We start from the raw sequence: 15,486 nt of genomic DNA on the forward strand, positions 1-15,486 counted from the left end.
AAACCGATGTCGGGGCCATTCGTGTTAGTCAGTCTGTAATCGCAAGCCGCTCAACACAATTGAGCGACTATGGCTAGCGAAGCAGCGCGCGGCTCATCACGACGCGCTGAATCTGGTTGGTGCCCTCGTAGATCTGGGTGATCTTCGCATCGCGCATCATGCGCTCAACCGGGAAGTCGCGGGTGTAGCCGGCACCACCGAATAGCTGCACGGCGTCGGTGGTCACCTCCATCGCCACGTCGGAGGCGAAACACTTCGACGCCGACGAGATGAAGCCGAGGTTCTGCTCGCCGCGCTCGGCACGGGCCGCCGAGGTGTACACCATCAGACGCGCCGCTTCGACCTTCATCGCCATGTCGGCGATCATGAACTCCACCCCCTGGAACGTGCTGATGGCCTTGCCGAACTGCTTGCGGTCCTTGACGTATTCGATGGCCTTGTCGAGCGCGCCCTGCGCGATGCCGACGGCCTGCGCACCGATGGTCGGGCGGGTGTGATCGAGGGTCTGCAGCGCGGTCTTGAAGCCGGTGCCCTCCGCGCCGATGATGCGATCGGCGGGAATGGTGCACTCCTCGAAGTAAAGTTCCGCGGTCGGCGAACCCTTGATTCCGAGCTTCTTTTCCAACGGTCCGACGGTGAAGCCGGGATCATCCTTGTGGACCATGAACGCCGAGATGCCGTTCGCGCGCTTGTCCGCGTCGGTCACCGCCATCACGGTGTACCAGCTGGACTTACCACCGTTGGTGATCCAGCACTTGGTGCCGTTGAGCACCCAGTTGTCGCCGTCCTTGCGGGCGCGAGTCTTCATCGATGCGGCATCCGAACCTGCCTCGCGCTCGGACAGCGCGTAGGACGCCATCGCCTCACCCGAAGCGATCGACGGCAGAACCTGCTTCTTGAGCTCGTCCGAGCCATTGAGAATCAGCCCCATGGTGCCGAGTTTGTTGACCGCCGGGATGAGCGACGACGAACCGCACACACGGGCGACTTCTTCGATCACGATGCAGGAAGCGACCGAGTCGGCGCCCTGGCCGTCGTATTCCTCGGGCACGTGAATGGCGTTGAAACCCGACGCGATCAGCGCGTCAAGCGCCTCCTGCGGAAAGCGTGCCTCTTCGTCGACGGCTGCCGCATAGGGCTCGATCTGCTTCTCGGAGAGGTCGCGGATCGCCTCGCGCAGCGCGACATGCTCCTCGGGTAGCTGGAAAAGTTCGAAATCGGGGTTACCGAAACCCATGACAGCTCCTTACGACACTCAGTGCCAAAGTAATGTGGTAATTACAGTTCATCACGGCACTCAGTGCCGCGTCAATCCTTCGGGGCAGCTCTCATTGTCGCCGACTCCCGTCCTCGCTACGCAGATGTTCACCGACTTCGCGGGCCACCTCCTCCGACGTCGCGCCCGCGTCGAAGGTGACGACAGCAACTCGTCGTCGATCAGAAGACCCGTCGGCACCGAGTGCCAGACGTATGCGGTCAAGTTCACGCCGCAATCGCCCGATGGTCGCGGTTCGGTCGCCGCGAATCATCGCCCTCAGCAGATAGTTATGCGCACCGGTAACCGCGGCCGCATAACCGGCCAGGTGAGCGGCCGATTCGTCGGGCAAACGCCGGCGCAGATCCTCCTCGAACATCCGCTGGTAGCGGTAGGTCGTCACCAGTTCGCGGTCACGCAGCGCCGGCACCTCTTGCACGACGCGGAATCGACGCACGGCCAGCTCACGGGTACGTGAGAAATGCGTGAATACGATCTCGGCGGCCGAACACGGCGCACTCCACGGAGCCCCTCCCACGGTGACGAGGTGGTTGGCCACTCGCGCGAAAAGTGCTTCGTGATCTGCGAAGATCACATCCTCTTTGGAACCGAACTGACGGAAGAAGGTCCGGCGCGAAATGCCAGCGGCCGCGGCGATTTGATCCACCGTCGTCGACTCGTAACTGTTCTCGGCGAACAACCGAATCGACTCGGTGACCACATGCACCCGGAAGTCCGCCTGATCATCGACCGTTGGCTCGGAATCGCTCAGCATGCTCATAAGTATTGCTGATCCGGCACGCGGTGCCACCACTGTTTCGAAGACGGGTGAGCCAAACCGGTGCCGGGCGCATATCGTGGAGCACATGAAAATTCCTATGGCAGTGGCCCGTTTCAACAAGCGCGTGACCAACCCTATCCAGGGACTGTGGGCACCCCGGCTGGCGCCGTGGGCCGTGGTCGAACATGTCGGGCGTAAGTCGGGCACAAAATATTCGACGCCGGTGCTCGCCTGGGTACAGGATGGCCGACTGTCGATCGTGCTCACCTACGGCCCTAACACGGACTGGGTGCGTAACGTCCAAGCGGCCGGAAACTTTGAGATCATCCGTAAGTCGAAGAAGTTCAAAGTCGTTGGGCCGCGGGTCATTCCGTCCGACTCACCCGACATCGTCAAGGGTGCCCGGGTACCGGCTAAAGGGTTCGAGTCGGTTCTGAACGGCACCGTACTTCCCGCATGAGCGCCACGATCGATCCGCTCGACGACTTCACCCCCGGCATCTTCACCCATCGCGGCGTCACACATCGCACCTACACCAAAGGGACGGGACCGGCAGTCATAGTGATGGCCGAGATCCCCGGCATCACACCGAAGGTCGCCGACTTCGCGCGTCGTGTCGCCGATCGCGGCATGACAGTCGTGATGCCATCACTATTCGGCGAGGACGGACTCGACGCCAATATCTCCTCGATCGGCGATGTCCCCGCAGTTGCCAGGGCGATGACCAAAGTCGCGGGCCGTATCTGCATCAGTCGCGAGTTCACCCAACTGGCGACAGGTAAGTCCTCGCCAGTAGTCACCTGGTTACGCGCACTGGCCGCCGATGCCCACGAGCGGTTCGGCGGCCCCGGTGTCGGTGCGGTGGGTATGTGCTTCACCGGCGGGTTCGCGCTGGCGATGTCGGTCGACGATCGGATGCTCGCACCCGTGCTGTCCCAGCCGTCGCTGCCCTTCCGCCCAGTGGGCAACGCACGCAATATCGACATCACTGCGCGCGACCTCGACAAGGTCAAAGTGCGTTGTGCCGCCGGGCTGCAGGTGCTCGGTCTTCGTTTCGAGGGTGACAAACTCGCTCCGGGCGCTCGATTCGACTACCTGCGCGAACAGCTCGGCGACGCGTTCATCGGGGTCGAGTTACCCGACAGCACCGCGAATCCCGACGCACAGATCGCGCCACATTCGGTTCTCACCGAACACCTCATCGACGAACCGGGTGAACCGACCCACGACACCCTGTTGCAGGTTCTCGACTTCTTCGCGACGAAACTCGAGGTGGAGCCGGTCGGCTAGAGCCAACACCGCCGAGGACCCGCCGGCTGCGATCTGCGAACCTTAACCAGTGACCACATCGCATCCGCTCGACGACCCGATCAACAACGCGCTCTTTGGGCGCCAATCGAGCTTGGCGCAGGCGAAGGGGCGGGTTGCCCGATTCCATCCCGACATCTCGCTGTTCTACGCGCATCCTCGCGAGCTGACCGATCAGGACTGGGCCGACCTCGCCGCTCTGTCGTCGGGTACGACGGCGTCGGTGCGCGATCGCCGCGGACCGGTTCCGGCTGGTTGGAAGGTAGTGGAAACCATTGAGCTGATTCAGTATTCGGGCGAATTCGTCGACACCGAACCGGCCGGTGACGCCCCGAAGGTGGTTGAGCTGACCGTCGCGGATGTTTCCGAGATGACCGCGCTGGTGCGGCTCACCAACCCCGGACCATTTCTCGGGCGAACCATCGAATTGGGTACTTACCTGGGCGTTCGCGATGACGACGGTGCGCTCATCGCGATGGCTGGCGAACGGATGCGACCCGACGGCTGGACCGAAATCAGCGCGGTGTGCACCGCACCGGCTGCCCGCGGTCGTGGCCTCGCTACCACGCTGATCCGTGCCGTCGGCGCTGGGATCCGGGCACGCGGTGACCAACTATTCCTGCACACCAGCGCTGGCAATCCGGCGCGAAAGCTCTACGAATCAATGGGATTCGAGCTGCGCAGCGAAGTGCCGCTCGAAGTGCTGCGGGGCCCACTCAGTTAGGCGGATGCCCCGACTACGTCGGCGCAGATCTGCAGGTGACCGGTATGCTGCGTCAACTCGCGCAGCACATGCAAGAGTACGAATTCCGGTGTCGACTCCGCGGCGTCGGGACGTGTCGTGCCGGCCGCCGACGGGTTGCGAACCCCCTCGGTGCGCGCGATCGCCACTCCGGTAGGGACTCGGGATCTGGCCCGCGCCAACAGTTCTCGCGCCTGATCGACGGTTCCCCGCGCGCGGAACTCGGCGTCCCGATCGCGGGGTATCGTCTCACCCGCTACGAACGACCCGAACCAGTAGCCGATCATTCCATCGATGTGGGCGACGAGCGCGAAGACCGAATTGACGCCGGGCACATGGGGTGTCGCGTTCACGGTCACGTCGTCGCAGCGATCGAGCACACCGGCGATGCAGTCGAAGGTCTCGTCGATGATCAAGTCATACGCCGAGAACAGGGCGTCGTCGGGGCGATCGGTGACCGTCACAGGCTCAGTCCTCCAACAGTTTTCGACGCAAGCTCTCGTCTTTGTCGAGGACCATCGTCTCCAGGTCGCGCTGAAAGTCGCTCATCCGGGCCTGTAGGTGCGGATCGGCGGCGGCCAGTATCCGGACCGCCAGCAGTCCGGCGTTACGCGCGCCGCCGATGGATACCGTCGCCACCGGCACGCCGGCCGGCATCTGGACGATCGACAATAGGGAGTCCATGCCGTCGAGAAACTTCAGCGGCACCGGCACCCCGATCACCGGCAACGGTGTCGCCGACGCCACCATCCCGGGCAAGTGCGCCGCCCCACCGGCACCGGCGATGATCACCGAAATACCCCGTGCCGCAGCACCTTTCGCATAGTCGATCATCCGCTGCGGCGTACGATGAGCGGAGACGACGCCAACCTCGAAGGGCACCCCGAACTCGGCCAGCGCCTGCGCGGCGGCCTGCATGGTCGGCCAGTCCGAATCGCTGCCCATGATGAGTCCGACCCGCGGCAAGGCTACCGCAGCCGTAGCGTCGTCACCCACGGGCAATTCTCCTGCGGGAGTGTCGGTTTCAAGCTTTTCGTCGAACTCGGCCATCGTGTTCATCCCTCTCGGTAGTCCCCGTCGCGTTACCCGCGCCGTCGATCCACGCCGCGTGTGACATCCAGTGGGCGGCACTTTCGGCGCGCTCACGCACTCTTACATCGGATTCACCGGGCCGTCCGACGATATTGACATGCCCGATCTTTCGGTCCGGACGCTCCCCCTTGCCGTATAAATGAACCTTGGCGTCGGGCATCCGCGCCATCAGGTGGTGTAGCCGTTCATCCATCGATATCGTCGGAGCCTCTTGTGCGCCAAGGATATTCGCCATCACCACAGCCTCCGAACGCGCTGCGGTGTCGCCGAGCGGATAGTCCAGCACCGCTCGCAGATGCTGCTCGAACTGCGATGTCACGGCGCCGTCCATCGTCCAGTGCCCGCTGTTATGCGGCCGCATCGCCAACTCGTTGACGAGTAACTCACCGTCGAGGGTTTCGAATAGCTCCATCGCCATCACCCCGACGACACCTAATTCCGCGGCCAAGGTCAATGCCATCTGCTGTGCCCGTTCGGCGACCGCCTCCGCCAGCCCGGGCGCCGGCGCGATTACCACCGCGCATTGCCCGTGGCGCTGGACTGTCTCGACCACCGGCCACGCCGCCCCTTGACCATAGGGCGAGCGGCCGATCATCGCCGACAATTCGCGACGCATCGCCACCTTTTGCTCAGCCATCAGGGTTGTCGAAGCATCCTCTGCGGCCCGATCGAAGGCGGCGAGGCCCGCAGCGCGATCATCGATCAGCCACACTCCCCGTCCGTCGTATCCACCGCGCACGGCTTTGAGCACAACCGCCCACCCATGCTGTTCGCCGAAGGCGACAAACCGCTCGCGCGCGTCGTCGCGAGGACCGGCCAAGTCGACGAATGCGGGAACTGGCAAGCCAAGTTCGGACAACTTCAGCCGCATCGCCATCTTGTCCTGCGCGAATCGCAGCGCCTTCGCCGGCGGCAACACCGTGACGCCTTCTGCCTCCAGCGCCTGAAGGTGTTCCAGCGGCACACCCTCGTGATCGAAGGTGAGCGCGATGGCGCCGTCCGCCGCACGCCGCAGATCGTCAAGATCATCATGCGAACCAATGACAACGTCTGCGCTCACGGCCGCGGCCGGATCCGCTGGCGACGACGCCAAAACGCGCAGCCCCTGCCCGAGCGCGATAGCCGCCTGGTGCGTCATTCGCGCCAGTTGACCACCGCCGATCATCGTCACCGTCGGCATATTCTCACTCACTCGACCAGTCTTTCACGACCCGCCCGCACGACTGTCGGGCCTGTCCGCCGTCGTGCGACGCATCTCTCATTTGTGCCCAGCGAAGTTACCGGGCGGTTGGGTTTCGTACACTTGCATCTTGTGCCGTTGATCGACGACGTAATCGCCGCCCTGCCCGAGCCGATTCGTCGGCTCGTTATGCGGCATCACGAGCTCATTAAGTTCGCGGTCGTCGGAGGCACGACATTCATCGTGGACATGGCGATCTACTACACCTTGACCTTTACGGTGCTCGAGCCGAAGCCAGTGATGGCGAAAATCATCTCCGGTGTCGTGGCGACCATCCTCAGCTACATCCTCAATCGTGAGTGGTCGTTCAAGAATCGCGGTGGACGCGAGCGGCATCACGAAGCGTTGCTCTTCTTCGCCATCAGCGGCATCGGCGTGATTCTTGCTGCCGCGCCGCTGTGGCTGGCCAACAACGTCTTTATGATGCGGTCCAATATCAGCGGCGTAGAACTGCTGGTCATCGACTTCGCCTTGAACTACATCATCGGCAACCTTCTCCAGATGGCCTTCCGGTTCTGGGCACTGCGCAAATTCGCATTCCCCGAGGAGCAACTGCGTGGCGGCGATGCCGGGTCGACCGATCTCCGCGCAACCTTCGACGAACTCACCGATGAGGAGCTCGGTCACGCTTAACCGCGGTGACCTCCGGGCCGCTCGCCGGGACCACGATCGCGAATACCGTCGGATGTCGTGACACCAAGTCGAGGCGGCCACCGTCGGCTTCGATCAATGCGCGTGCCAACGCGAGCCCAACTCCACTTCCACGGCCGCCGGTGAACCCGCGCCGGAAAATCTTCGTCACCAATTCGTCGGGTACCCCACGCCCCTCGTCGCTGACGGTGATCCGCAACATCGGCGCCGACACCAGTCCAGCGGCACTGATCGTGCACGTACCGGCACCGTGCTGCAGCGCGTTGTCGACCAGTACCGACAATGCCTCGCGCAAGCGAGATGGCTGAGAACTCCACGCCGTTGCGTCAGCCGCGACCCGCACGACGATCTGACGCCCCATCGCTTCGTAGGCGTGTGCGAAATCCTTACTCAACGTTGTGACGAGCTGAGCGACCTCGATCGGAATCGACGGCACGTCGGACGACTCACGTGATGCCGCGACCATCTCGTCGAGATCCGACGACAACCGATCGACCTGTGCGGCCGCTGCCTCGGCCTCGACGACGACGTCGGGGTCGGCGTGCATCGACAGCTCGTCGAGCCGGAGCTGGATTGCCGTCAGTCGACTGCGCAATTGGTGCGATACCTCGCCGACGATCTCGCCTTCACGTTCCCAGCGGTCGGCGATTTCGCTGTTCGCGGCATCGAGCGCGGCGGAGAGCCGGTCAAGTTCGGCGATGCCGTATGTGCGCCACTCAGACCGGAAATCGCCCCTCGCCATCGCTCCGGCTCGATTGGCCAGATCGATCACCGGATCGGCGAGGCGACTCGCCGTGACCGCCGCGACAACGGTCGTAGCCGCAACCGATGCCACGACAATCGTTGCCACGATGCCAACGGCTGCCCACTGATCGTTGCGGACCGAATCGAGTGGTACGGAGAGTTGCAGGACGCCCAGCTCGCCGAGATCCATTCGATCGGTGTACAACGATCCGGTCGGAGGGTCACCGACGACAACCTCGGTCGTCCCCGGACGCGTACCCGACGTCGGGCGGCTTATCACCAAGATGCCGTCCTCGGGCACGAGCAGCCGGAATGCCGGATCGGTTCGGGCTATCCCGGCAACATCATTCGGGCCGATCTCGTCGCGGATCAACAACACCGACAACCTTTTGAGACGGTCCTCGAGGTCTTGATGCGCGTGGTCCGATACCCACCACCACGCGATCACCATCAGCGGTGCGCCCAGCAGGACACCCACGCCGGCCACCATCGCGATCATCGACGTCAAGATGCGGTGTCGCATGTCGGCCCCTACGGATCGAAGCGGAAACCGACGCCGCGCACGGTGACGATGTGGCGGGGGCGGTCACCGGCGTCGTCGCCGATTTTTCGCCGTACCCAGGAAATATGCATGTCAAGTGTCTTCGACGACCGTAAGTCCGCCGATCCCCATACTTCCCGGACGATGTCCTCGCGGCTGACTACTTCCCCGGGCCGTTCCATCAGAAACCGCAGCAGGTCGAACTCGCGGTTGGCCAGCACCAGGTCGGCGCCGTCGACGAGAACACGCCGGGCCCTGGCATCGAGGGAAATGTTGCCACCCTCCAGAACGTCGTCGTCGGGCGTGGGGTGTCGGCGCAACAGTGCCCGCACCCGCGCCAACAATTCGGCCAAGCGGAACGGTTTGCCGACGTAGTCGTCGGCCCCCGCGTCGAGTCCGACCACGAAATCGACCTCGTCGGTGCGCGCGGTGAGCATCAGCACCGCAAGGTCGGGCCGCTCAGCGCGTACCCGACGACAGACTTCTAAGCCATCCATCTCGGGAAGACCGAGATCGAGGACAAGCAGTTCGAATCCACCGTTCAACGCACCATTGAGCGCATCGACGCCGGTGGTGACAACCTCGCAGCCGTACCCTTCCCGCGTCAGGGCACGCGCGAGCGGTTCGGCGATAGCGGAGTCGTCCTCAGCCAGCAGCACCGCCGTCATCGCCGACCACCGCGTCCCGACGGCCCGAACTCCTCGTCGTGCTGTGAGTCGAGAACCTCGTGGTAGAGCAATGCGTGAACCCGCTCGACCTGTGGGATCGCGTGGAACTGCAACGGATCGTCGGACGCTGACTCGATGACCAACGTTCCGGTGCGCAGGATTCGGTCGATTACGCCATGCCGGAACTCGACGGTGTTGATCCGACGGATCGGAATGTCGATACCCGAACGGGTAAACACCCCCGTGCGATAGATGACCCTGCGATCGGTCAGCACGAAATGCGTTGTCTTCCAACGCACTAACGGCCGGACGAGGAACCAAAAGAACACCAGTGCCCACAGGATTCCGATGACGACCAGCAACCAGAACTTGACGCCGCCAGCGAAATCAGAACCGCCGACCATTCCACCGAGTATTCCGGCGATCAGTGTTACCAACAGAAATAACAGGACCGGTCCCAGCAAACTCTTCCAATGCGGATGCCGATGCAGCACGATGCGCTCGTCGGGGGCGAGATTCTCGCGGGGATACGCCATGTGCTCAGCATAGGCAACGCACCGATCGAAATTCGTAAGGTGCGATGATCACGGGTCGTGCGACTAGTCACCCGACCACGGCTGGCGGGATCGTTCGTCCTTGCCGGCGGGGACGACCGCGTAGACTCGACGGTCGACCAGGGCGACGGCGAGGAGATCAGACCGCGATGAGCAATCAGTACCCGAACGACCCATACGGTCGGGACCCCTACGGTCGAGATCCGTATGGCCAGGAACCCTACCGCCAGGATCCGACGGCCAGGTACGAGAGCTACCCGCCGTCGCAGGCATATAGCGCGGCCGGTGCTCCGCAGCAGCGACAGCCGGGGCAACCTTCCCGTAAACCCGCGGCGCCGAGCATCAACCCGACGTTGTTCATCGGCGGTGTCATCATGACCGGCATCGTCACCGGCCTGGCCGCCTGGCTGGGCGCGTGGATTCTGCGGACCATCGCGGAAAAGATCAATGAGACCGGGAAGCTCGGGGTGTGGAATCCACTGGCCCGGGACGAATACTGGTTCGCCGTCGCCGCATTCCTCTGTGCCCTCGCCGCAGCCGCGCTCTGGTACGTCCTGCAGATTGTGACGCCCTCGCCCGATCAGTTCTACAGCTGGACCGTCGGCTTGCTGATCGCTGCCGCGGTGATCATCCCGCTACTTCTGTCCCAGGGCTGGGAAGTCGGTATCGCGACCGCCATCATCCACCTGGTCATCGGATTGCCGATCCTCACCCTGATCCCGACCGTGGGCCGCAAGAGTTACCAGTAGCCGTTAGCGCAGGTGGGTCACGTCTCCTGCGGCGGCGACCACCTTTTCGCCATCGACATTCACGACGATCCGCCCCGCGGAGTCGATCTCCTCGGCAACTCCCACAATCTCCTGGTCGCCGGGAAGGATCAGTTTCACCTGTTTGCCCAGGGTTCCGCTCTGCGCCCGGTAACGCGTGGCGATGTCGGGCAGGCGGTCGGGCCAGAGGCTGAGCAAGTCGTCGAGGTTATTGAGCACGGCCACGGCGAGATCCGCGTGGTCGACCGGTCCGCCGGTCGCCACCGACAACGACGTCGCGGTGGGTACGGGGAATTGTTCCTCGGTCATAGCGGTGTTGATTCCCATGCCGATAATCGCGGTGCCGCTACCGTCGGACCGCCCGGCACCGGCCGCGACGAATTCGGCGAGAATGCCGGCGACCTTGCGATCATCGATGAGGACGTCGTTGGGCCACTTGAGATTTACCTGTCCCGGACGTTGCCGAAGCCCCGGGCACACTTCCTCGATCGCGGCGCTCACCGCGACGCCGGTGAGTAGTGACAGCCAGCCAAGTGCCGCCGATGGCCGCGGCACACCGACGGCGACCGACATCGCCAGCTGCGAACCCGCGGGGGTCTCCCACGCCCGGGCGTGACGTCCCCGCCCGGCAGTCTGCTCGAGTGCGATCAGCACGTGACCGGCCACCGCCGCCGGATCGCCCGACGCGCGTGCGGACAGATCGGCGTTGGTCGAACCGATTGAGTCGACCACCTCAATGCTGGTCCACCGGCTGCCCCGCATCCGGTCGTCCAGTTGTGCCTGCAGTTCCGTTGCGCTCGAATCGGTCATATCCAAGTAGCCTACGTCGCCGACGTACACCGAGGTAGTGGCCGTCACAGCCAAATGTGAGGAAGCCTTCATATTGGGCCGGTTGACGGACCATACCGAGCGATCGCTAGCATCGGTGTTCATGACCACAGCTTCTCGCGACGATGCCGGCGCTCCAGACATTCACACCACCGCGGGCAAACTCGCTGACCTGCGCAACCGCCTCGAAGAGACGCACCACCCCGTTGGCGAGGGCGCAGTGGAGAAGATTCACGCGAAGGGCAAACTCACCGCTCGCGAGCGCATCACCCATCTGCTCGACGATGGCTCGTTCGTAGAACTCGACGCGCTCGCTCGTCATCGCAGCACCAACTTCGGCCTGGCCGATCGTCGGCCGCTGGGTGACGGTGTCGTCACCGGGTACGGAACCATCGACGGCCGCGAGGTCTGTGTCTTCTCCCAGGACGTGTCCGTCTTCGGCGGCAGCCTCGGCGAGGTGTACGGCGAGAAGATCGTCAAGGTCATGGACCTGGCGATCAAAACCGGCCGCCCGCTGATCGGCATCAACGAGGGCGCCGGTGCCCGCATCCAGGAGGGCGTGGTGTCACTCGGCCTGTACGGCGAGATCTTCCACCGCAACGTCCGTGCCTCGGGTGTCATCCCGCAGATTTCGCTCATTATGGGGCCGGCCGCTGGCGGCCACGTGTACTCCCCCGCACTCACCGACTTCGTCGTGATGGTCGATCAGACGAGCCAGATGTTCGTCACCGGCCCGGATGTCATCAAGACGGTCACCGGCGAGGACGTCACGATGGAGGACCTCGGCGGTGCGCACACGCATATGGAGAAGTCGGGCGTCGCGCATTACGTGGCCAGCGACGAAGAAGACGCCCTCGACTACGTCAAGGATCTGCTGAGCTACCTGCCGTCGAATAACCGCGCCGAGGCACCGGTACTGCCGGTCGCCGAGCCGGCCGCCGGATCGATCGAAGAGACCGTTAACGAGGAAGACCTCGAGCTCGACACTCTCATCCCGGATTCGCCGAACCAGCCATATGACATGCATGAGGTCATCCGCCGCATCCTCGACGATGACGAATTCCTCGAAGTCCAGGCCGAGCGTGCCCGCAACATCATCATCGGCTTCGGTCGCGTGGATGGCCGCAGCGTCGGCATCGTCGCGAACCAGCCGACCCAATTCGCGGGCTGCCTCGATATCGACGCATCGGAGAAGGCCGCGCGCTTCGTTCGTACCTGCGACGCCTTCAATATCCCGATCGTGACCCTGGTCGACGTTCCCGGCTTCCTGCCCGGAACCGACCAGGAATACAACGGCATCATCCGTCGCGGCGCCAAGCTCCTCTACGCCTACGGCGAGGCGACGGTCGGCAAGGTCACCGTCATCACCCGCAAGGCATACGGCGGCGCCTACGACGTCATGGGCTCCAAGCACATGGGCGCCGACGTCAACCTCGCCTGGCCGACCGCCCAGATCGCGGTCATGGGCGCTTCGGGCGCCGTCGGTTTCGTCTACCGCGGCAAGCTCAAAGAAGCCGCGCAGAACGGCGACGATGTCGACGCACTCCGGCTGCAGTTGCAACAGGAGTACGAGGACACTCTGGTCAATCCCTATGTCGCCGCCGAGCGCGGATATGTCGACGCGGTGATCCCGCCGAGCCACACCCGTGGTCAGATCGCGACCGCATTGCGGTTACTCGAACGCAAGTACGTCAACGTACTTCCCAAGAAGCATGGGAACATTCCCCTGTGAGCGAGGACAGCACCGTGAGTACCGACGAAACCAGCGCCCCGACGCCGCAGAAGCCACTACTGCATATCGTCTCGGGCAATCCCACCGACGAAGACCTGGCAGTATTGGTTACCGTGTTCGCCGGAGCATCCGGCGGCTCGGCCCCGGCCGAGCCAAGGGTCCGCGACGACTGGGGGCGCCCCGTGGACCGGCTGCGACCAACCTGGAACTCGCCCGGCGGATTCGCCGCACTGCGCTGGTGACCCATTTCTGACATACCGCAACATGACGCCGTTCCCGAGGTCATCTTGGGATCGGCGTCACCAGCGCGTCTGACGGTCTTGCGTAATGCCGGACTATCGCCGCGCGTTCTCGTCTCCGACGTCGACGAGGACGCTCTTCTAGAGAAACTGATCACGGCACGTCCCGACGAGATCGTCGTGCGCTTGGCGCAGGCCAAAGCTGACGCCGTCATCGCCGCGATCGCCGCCGAAGATCCTGCCGCCGACGCCAAAACCATTGTGCTGACCTGTGATTCGATGCTGCTATTCGACGGCGCGCTCACCGGCAAACCCCACCGCCCCGACGTCGCGTCCGCGCAGTGGCGAGCGATGCGCGGGCACTCCGGTGAACTCATCACCGGGCATTGTGTCACCGTCCTGCAAGGTCCCGACGTCGTCGGCAGCGCGCACAGCGCGCATTCCACCACTATCCATTTCGACGATATCGACGACGCGACGATCGACGCCTATGTCGCTACCGGTGAGCCACTGGAGGTCGCCGGCGCGTTCACACTCGACGGATTGGGCGGCTGGTTCATCCGCGGTATCGACGGCGATCCGTCGTCAGTACTGGGCATCAGCCTGCCGACTATTGCCGGGCTACTGCGCGGGTTAGGCGTCGATGTGACGACGCTTTGGAATCGCTAGAGAACTCGCCGATACGAATGCCGTTGTTCGGCAACGGCATTCGCACCAGGAACCATGCATTCTGATAACTTCCGTGATCGCTTCAGGCAACCCAATCGTCTATGTCTCGATACTCGAGATACTTCATGAATCATCAATCGCGTTATCAACTAAGGCGGATGTGATCACGCATTCCGCAACCTCCACTCGAGCGATCGGCAAATCGGTTCGATGACTGAAACCCCTTGTAGCGCTGTACATTTGACCCAGTAGCGTTTTAAGTTACCAATCAGTACAGTGTGCCCCGTGACGCCTCCCACACTCACTATCGGGCGTGATGTGCACCCCATCACACCTCGTGTCACCGGCGATGACGACTTATTCATTCGGATGGATCGAGCGCTTGGTGTGCCGCTGGCCAACCAGGTCATCTGGCGATTACACACGCCTATCTCCGTTGAGCGCTTTACCGCAATCGCCGAGCGTCTCACTCGCACACCCGTCAATCGGGTGGTACGTCGCAGCCGGATGGTCCTCGCGCGAGATTCATGGGTCGACGCGGGTTCGGCCGGCGGAGTCGTCGTCTACGACACCGAAACCGTGTCGGACGATAGTCTCACCGATTGGCTCAATAGTTGTGTGACAACCGAATTCGACCTGACGACCGGTCCGGTGTGGCTGTTTCGAGCTGCCCGACTGACTGGCGGCGGCGGAATAGTGTCGTTGATCTCGCACCACGCCGTCGGCGATGGGTGGTCTGGTGTGCGCAACGTGCTGCGCGCGGTCGATCCGGCATCGGATCCCTTGACTCTCCCCGCGCATGCGCCGTCGACTCGCGCTGACGCCCGCGACGCTGCCGGACAAATCTCTTGTATCACCGGCAATCTCGGACGTCTCGCAGTTGATGCCGTTCGCCGCCGAGATCGCGGATCAGCACGTCCGGTGATCACCTCACAGTCCATTCCCCGGCCGCCGGTTCCCGCCCCTCACGGTATCGCCGGTGAGCAGCCGGCCCATCCGCCGCTGGCGATCGCCAGCTTCGACTCCGCCCAGTGGCAACAAACTGCGGCTCGTCACGGTGGAACGTCGAATGCTCTATTGGTGGCGATCACGGCGGGACTGATCGTCGCCGCCGGCCGCGCTACCTTCGACGACGCGGTCAGAATCGTCGTTCCGATGTCACGCCAGAATCCGGCTGATGATGATCTGCGGGCGAATGTGACCGTTGGGCTCCATCTCGATATCCCGACCGACCTCAGCAGGGACAAGAATTTGTCCGCGATCCGTGCGCTTGCCAAGCAGATGTACCAGAGCTCCGGGCAATCACCGGATCCGCTGGCACGACTACAGCCGCTCATCCAGAGCCTGTCCGACTCAGCCCTGCTGCGACTCAACAAGGATGCCGCCACTCCCCTGGCCGTAGCATCCAACGTGGGTGAATTCGATGGCCTGTTCGCTCGGCTCGGAACCGAGAGCGTCAAAGACGTTGCCCTACGGTCTGTTCCACAGCACGCGAGTCCGGAACTGCTCACCCGGTTGCGCGGCGGGATCGCCTGCTGGCTTAGTTCGACCGATACCACAACGACGCTGAGCGTCGGCTCGTACGACCCGGTCCACATCCCGACTCAGCAAGCACTCACGAAACTGGTCACCGACGAATGCGCCCGCTGGGACCTGTCCGCGTCGCTGTGGTGAA

18 protein-coding genes are annotated in these 15,486 nt (G+C 63.4%); 9 read left to right on the plus strand and 9 right to left on the minus strand.

The annotated features are described in order from the left end of the window. Window positions 1-73: 73 nt before the first annotated feature. Together GOEFS_RS21525 and GOEFS_RS21530 are read right to left on the minus strand one after the other, a co-directional pair. Window positions 74-1,237: an acyl-CoA dehydrogenase gene (locus GOEFS_RS21525; protein WP_007320068.1), complete on the minus strand. Its 1,164-nt coding sequence runs from the start codon at window positions 1,235-1,237 to the stop codon at window positions 74-76. Window positions 1,238-1,328: 91 nt separating this feature from the next. After that, window positions 1,329-2,030 carry a TetR family transcriptional regulator gene (locus GOEFS_RS21530; RefSeq protein ID WP_007320069.1) on the minus strand — a complete coding sequence of 234 codons (702 nt, stop codon included), beginning with the start codon at window positions 2,028-2,030 and terminating at the stop codon, window positions 1,329-1,331. A gap of 91 nt (window positions 2,031-2,121) precedes the next feature. Between GOEFS_RS21530 and GOEFS_RS21535 the strand changes: the two genes are divergently transcribed. From GOEFS_RS21535 to GOEFS_RS21545, 3 genes are read left to right on the plus strand one after another with little or no spacing between them, the layout of a single operon-like run. Next, window positions 2,122-2,496: a nitroreductase family deazaflavin-dependent oxidoreductase gene (locus tag GOEFS_RS21535; RefSeq protein ID WP_040525925.1), complete on the plus strand. Its 375-nt coding sequence runs from the start codon at window positions 2,122-2,124 to the stop codon at window positions 2,494-2,496. Then, the gene (locus tag GOEFS_RS21540) at window positions 2,493-3,326 is read left to right on the plus strand and encodes a dienelactone hydrolase family protein (RefSeq protein ID WP_007320071.1); all 834 of its coding nucleotides are present in this window, start codon (window positions 2,493-2,495) and stop codon (window positions 3,324-3,326) included. Before GOEFS_RS21535 ends, GOEFS_RS21540 begins: the two co-directional genes overlap by 4 nt. Window positions 3,327-3,375: 49 nt before the next feature. Then, a complete protein-coding gene (locus tag GOEFS_RS21545) occupies window positions 3,376-4,068 on the plus strand; it encodes a GNAT family N-acetyltransferase (RefSeq protein WP_007320072.1) in 693 nt (230 codons plus the stop codon). Here the strand turns inward: GOEFS_RS21545 and GOEFS_RS21550 are convergent. From GOEFS_RS21550 to GOEFS_RS21560, 3 genes are read right to left on the minus strand one after another with little or no spacing between them, the layout of a single operon-like run. After that, window positions 4,065-4,550 (minus strand): DinB family protein, encoded by a 486-nt coding sequence (locus tag GOEFS_RS21550; RefSeq protein WP_007320073.1) that lies wholly within the window; start codon window positions 4,548-4,550, stop codon window positions 4,065-4,067. The genes GOEFS_RS21545 and GOEFS_RS21550 overlap by 4 nt on opposite strands. A 4-nt stretch (window positions 4,551-4,554) precedes the next feature. Further along, window positions 4,555-5,136, minus strand: a complete 582-nt coding sequence (gene purE, locus GOEFS_RS21555; RefSeq protein WP_007320074.1) for a 5-(carboxyamino)imidazole ribonucleotide mutase — start codon at window positions 5,134-5,136, stop codon at window positions 4,555-4,557. After that, entirely contained in the window at window positions 5,111-6,358 is a 1,248-nt protein-coding gene (locus GOEFS_RS21560) for a 5-(carboxyamino)imidazole ribonucleotide synthase (RefSeq protein WP_083837392.1), read from the minus strand. The genes purE and GOEFS_RS21560 overlap by 26 nt, the downstream gene beginning before the upstream one ends. Before the next feature lie 132 nt (window positions 6,359-6,490). On the opposite strand from GOEFS_RS21560, the gene GOEFS_RS21565 reads away from it, so the two are divergent. Then, window positions 6,491-7,051: a GtrA family protein gene (locus tag GOEFS_RS21565; RefSeq protein WP_040525918.1), complete on the plus strand. Its 561-nt coding sequence runs from the start codon at window positions 6,491-6,493 to the stop codon at window positions 7,049-7,051. Here the strand turns inward: GOEFS_RS21565 and GOEFS_RS21570 are convergent. The 3 genes from GOEFS_RS21570 to GOEFS_RS21580 are packed head-to-tail and all read right to left on the minus strand — an operon-like array spanning window position 7,023 to window position 9,558. After that, entirely contained in the window at window positions 7,023-8,336 is a 1,314-nt protein-coding gene (locus GOEFS_RS21570; protein WP_007320077.1) for a sensor histidine kinase, read from the minus strand. The genes GOEFS_RS21565 and GOEFS_RS21570 overlap by 29 nt on opposite strands. A gap of 8 nt (window positions 8,337-8,344) precedes the next feature. Then, window positions 8,345-9,022, minus strand: a complete 678-nt coding sequence (locus tag GOEFS_RS21575; RefSeq protein WP_007320078.1) for a response regulator transcription factor — start codon at window positions 9,020-9,022, stop codon at window positions 8,345-8,347. After that, on the minus strand, window positions 9,019-9,558 hold the full coding sequence (locus GOEFS_RS21580) for a PH domain-containing protein (RefSeq protein WP_007320079.1): 540 nt from the start codon (window positions 9,556-9,558) through the stop codon (window positions 9,019-9,021). The genes GOEFS_RS21575 and GOEFS_RS21580 overlap by 4 nt, the downstream gene beginning before the upstream one ends. Window positions 9,559-9,725: 167 nt before the next feature. On the opposite strand from GOEFS_RS21580, the gene GOEFS_RS21585 reads away from it, so the two are divergent. Beyond that, a complete protein-coding gene (locus GOEFS_RS21585) occupies window positions 9,726-10,325 on the plus strand; it encodes a DUF6069 family protein (RefSeq protein ID WP_007320080.1) in 600 nt (199 codons plus the stop codon). Between the two features lie 3 nt (window positions 10,326-10,328). On the opposite strand, the gene GOEFS_RS21590 is transcribed toward GOEFS_RS21585, so the two are convergent. Then, window positions 10,329-11,153, minus strand: coding sequence for a biotin--[acetyl-CoA-carboxylase] ligase (locus tag GOEFS_RS21590; RefSeq protein ID WP_138918106.1), 825 nt, complete (start codon window positions 11,151-11,153; stop codon window positions 10,329-10,331). 82 nt (window positions 11,154-11,235) lie between these two features. On the opposite strand from GOEFS_RS21590, the gene GOEFS_RS21595 reads away from it, so the two are divergent. The 4 genes from GOEFS_RS21595 (at window position 11,236) to GOEFS_RS21610 (ending at window position 15,485) form a co-directional block, all read left to right on the plus strand. Next, window positions 11,236-12,903 carry an acyl-CoA carboxylase subunit beta gene (locus GOEFS_RS21595; RefSeq protein WP_373278237.1) on the plus strand — a complete coding sequence of 556 codons (1,668 nt, stop codon included), beginning with the start codon at window positions 11,236-11,238 and terminating at the stop codon, window positions 12,901-12,903. Continuing rightward, a complete protein-coding gene (locus tag GOEFS_RS21600) occupies window positions 12,900-13,145 on the plus strand; it encodes an acyl-CoA carboxylase subunit epsilon (RefSeq protein WP_007320083.1) in 246 nt (81 codons plus the stop codon). Before GOEFS_RS21595 ends, GOEFS_RS21600 begins: the two co-directional genes overlap by 4 nt. Before the next feature lie 45 nt (window positions 13,146-13,190). Further along, the gene (locus tag GOEFS_RS21605) at window positions 13,191-13,811 is read left to right on the plus strand and encodes a Maf family protein (RefSeq protein ID WP_007320084.1); all 621 of its coding nucleotides are present in this window, start codon (window positions 13,191-13,193) and stop codon (window positions 13,809-13,811) included. A gap of 285 nt (window positions 13,812-14,096) precedes the next feature. Then, window positions 14,097-15,485 (plus strand): non-ribosomal peptide synthetase family protein, encoded by a 1,389-nt coding sequence (locus tag GOEFS_RS21610; protein ID WP_007320085.1) that lies wholly within the window; start codon window positions 14,097-14,099, stop codon window positions 15,483-15,485. Window position 15,486: the final 1 nt, after the last annotated feature.

The organism is Gordonia effusa NBRC 100432 (assembly GCF_000241305.1).
Classification (GTDB): domain Bacteria; phylum Actinomycetota; class Actinomycetes; order Mycobacteriales; family Mycobacteriaceae; genus Gordonia; species Gordonia effusa.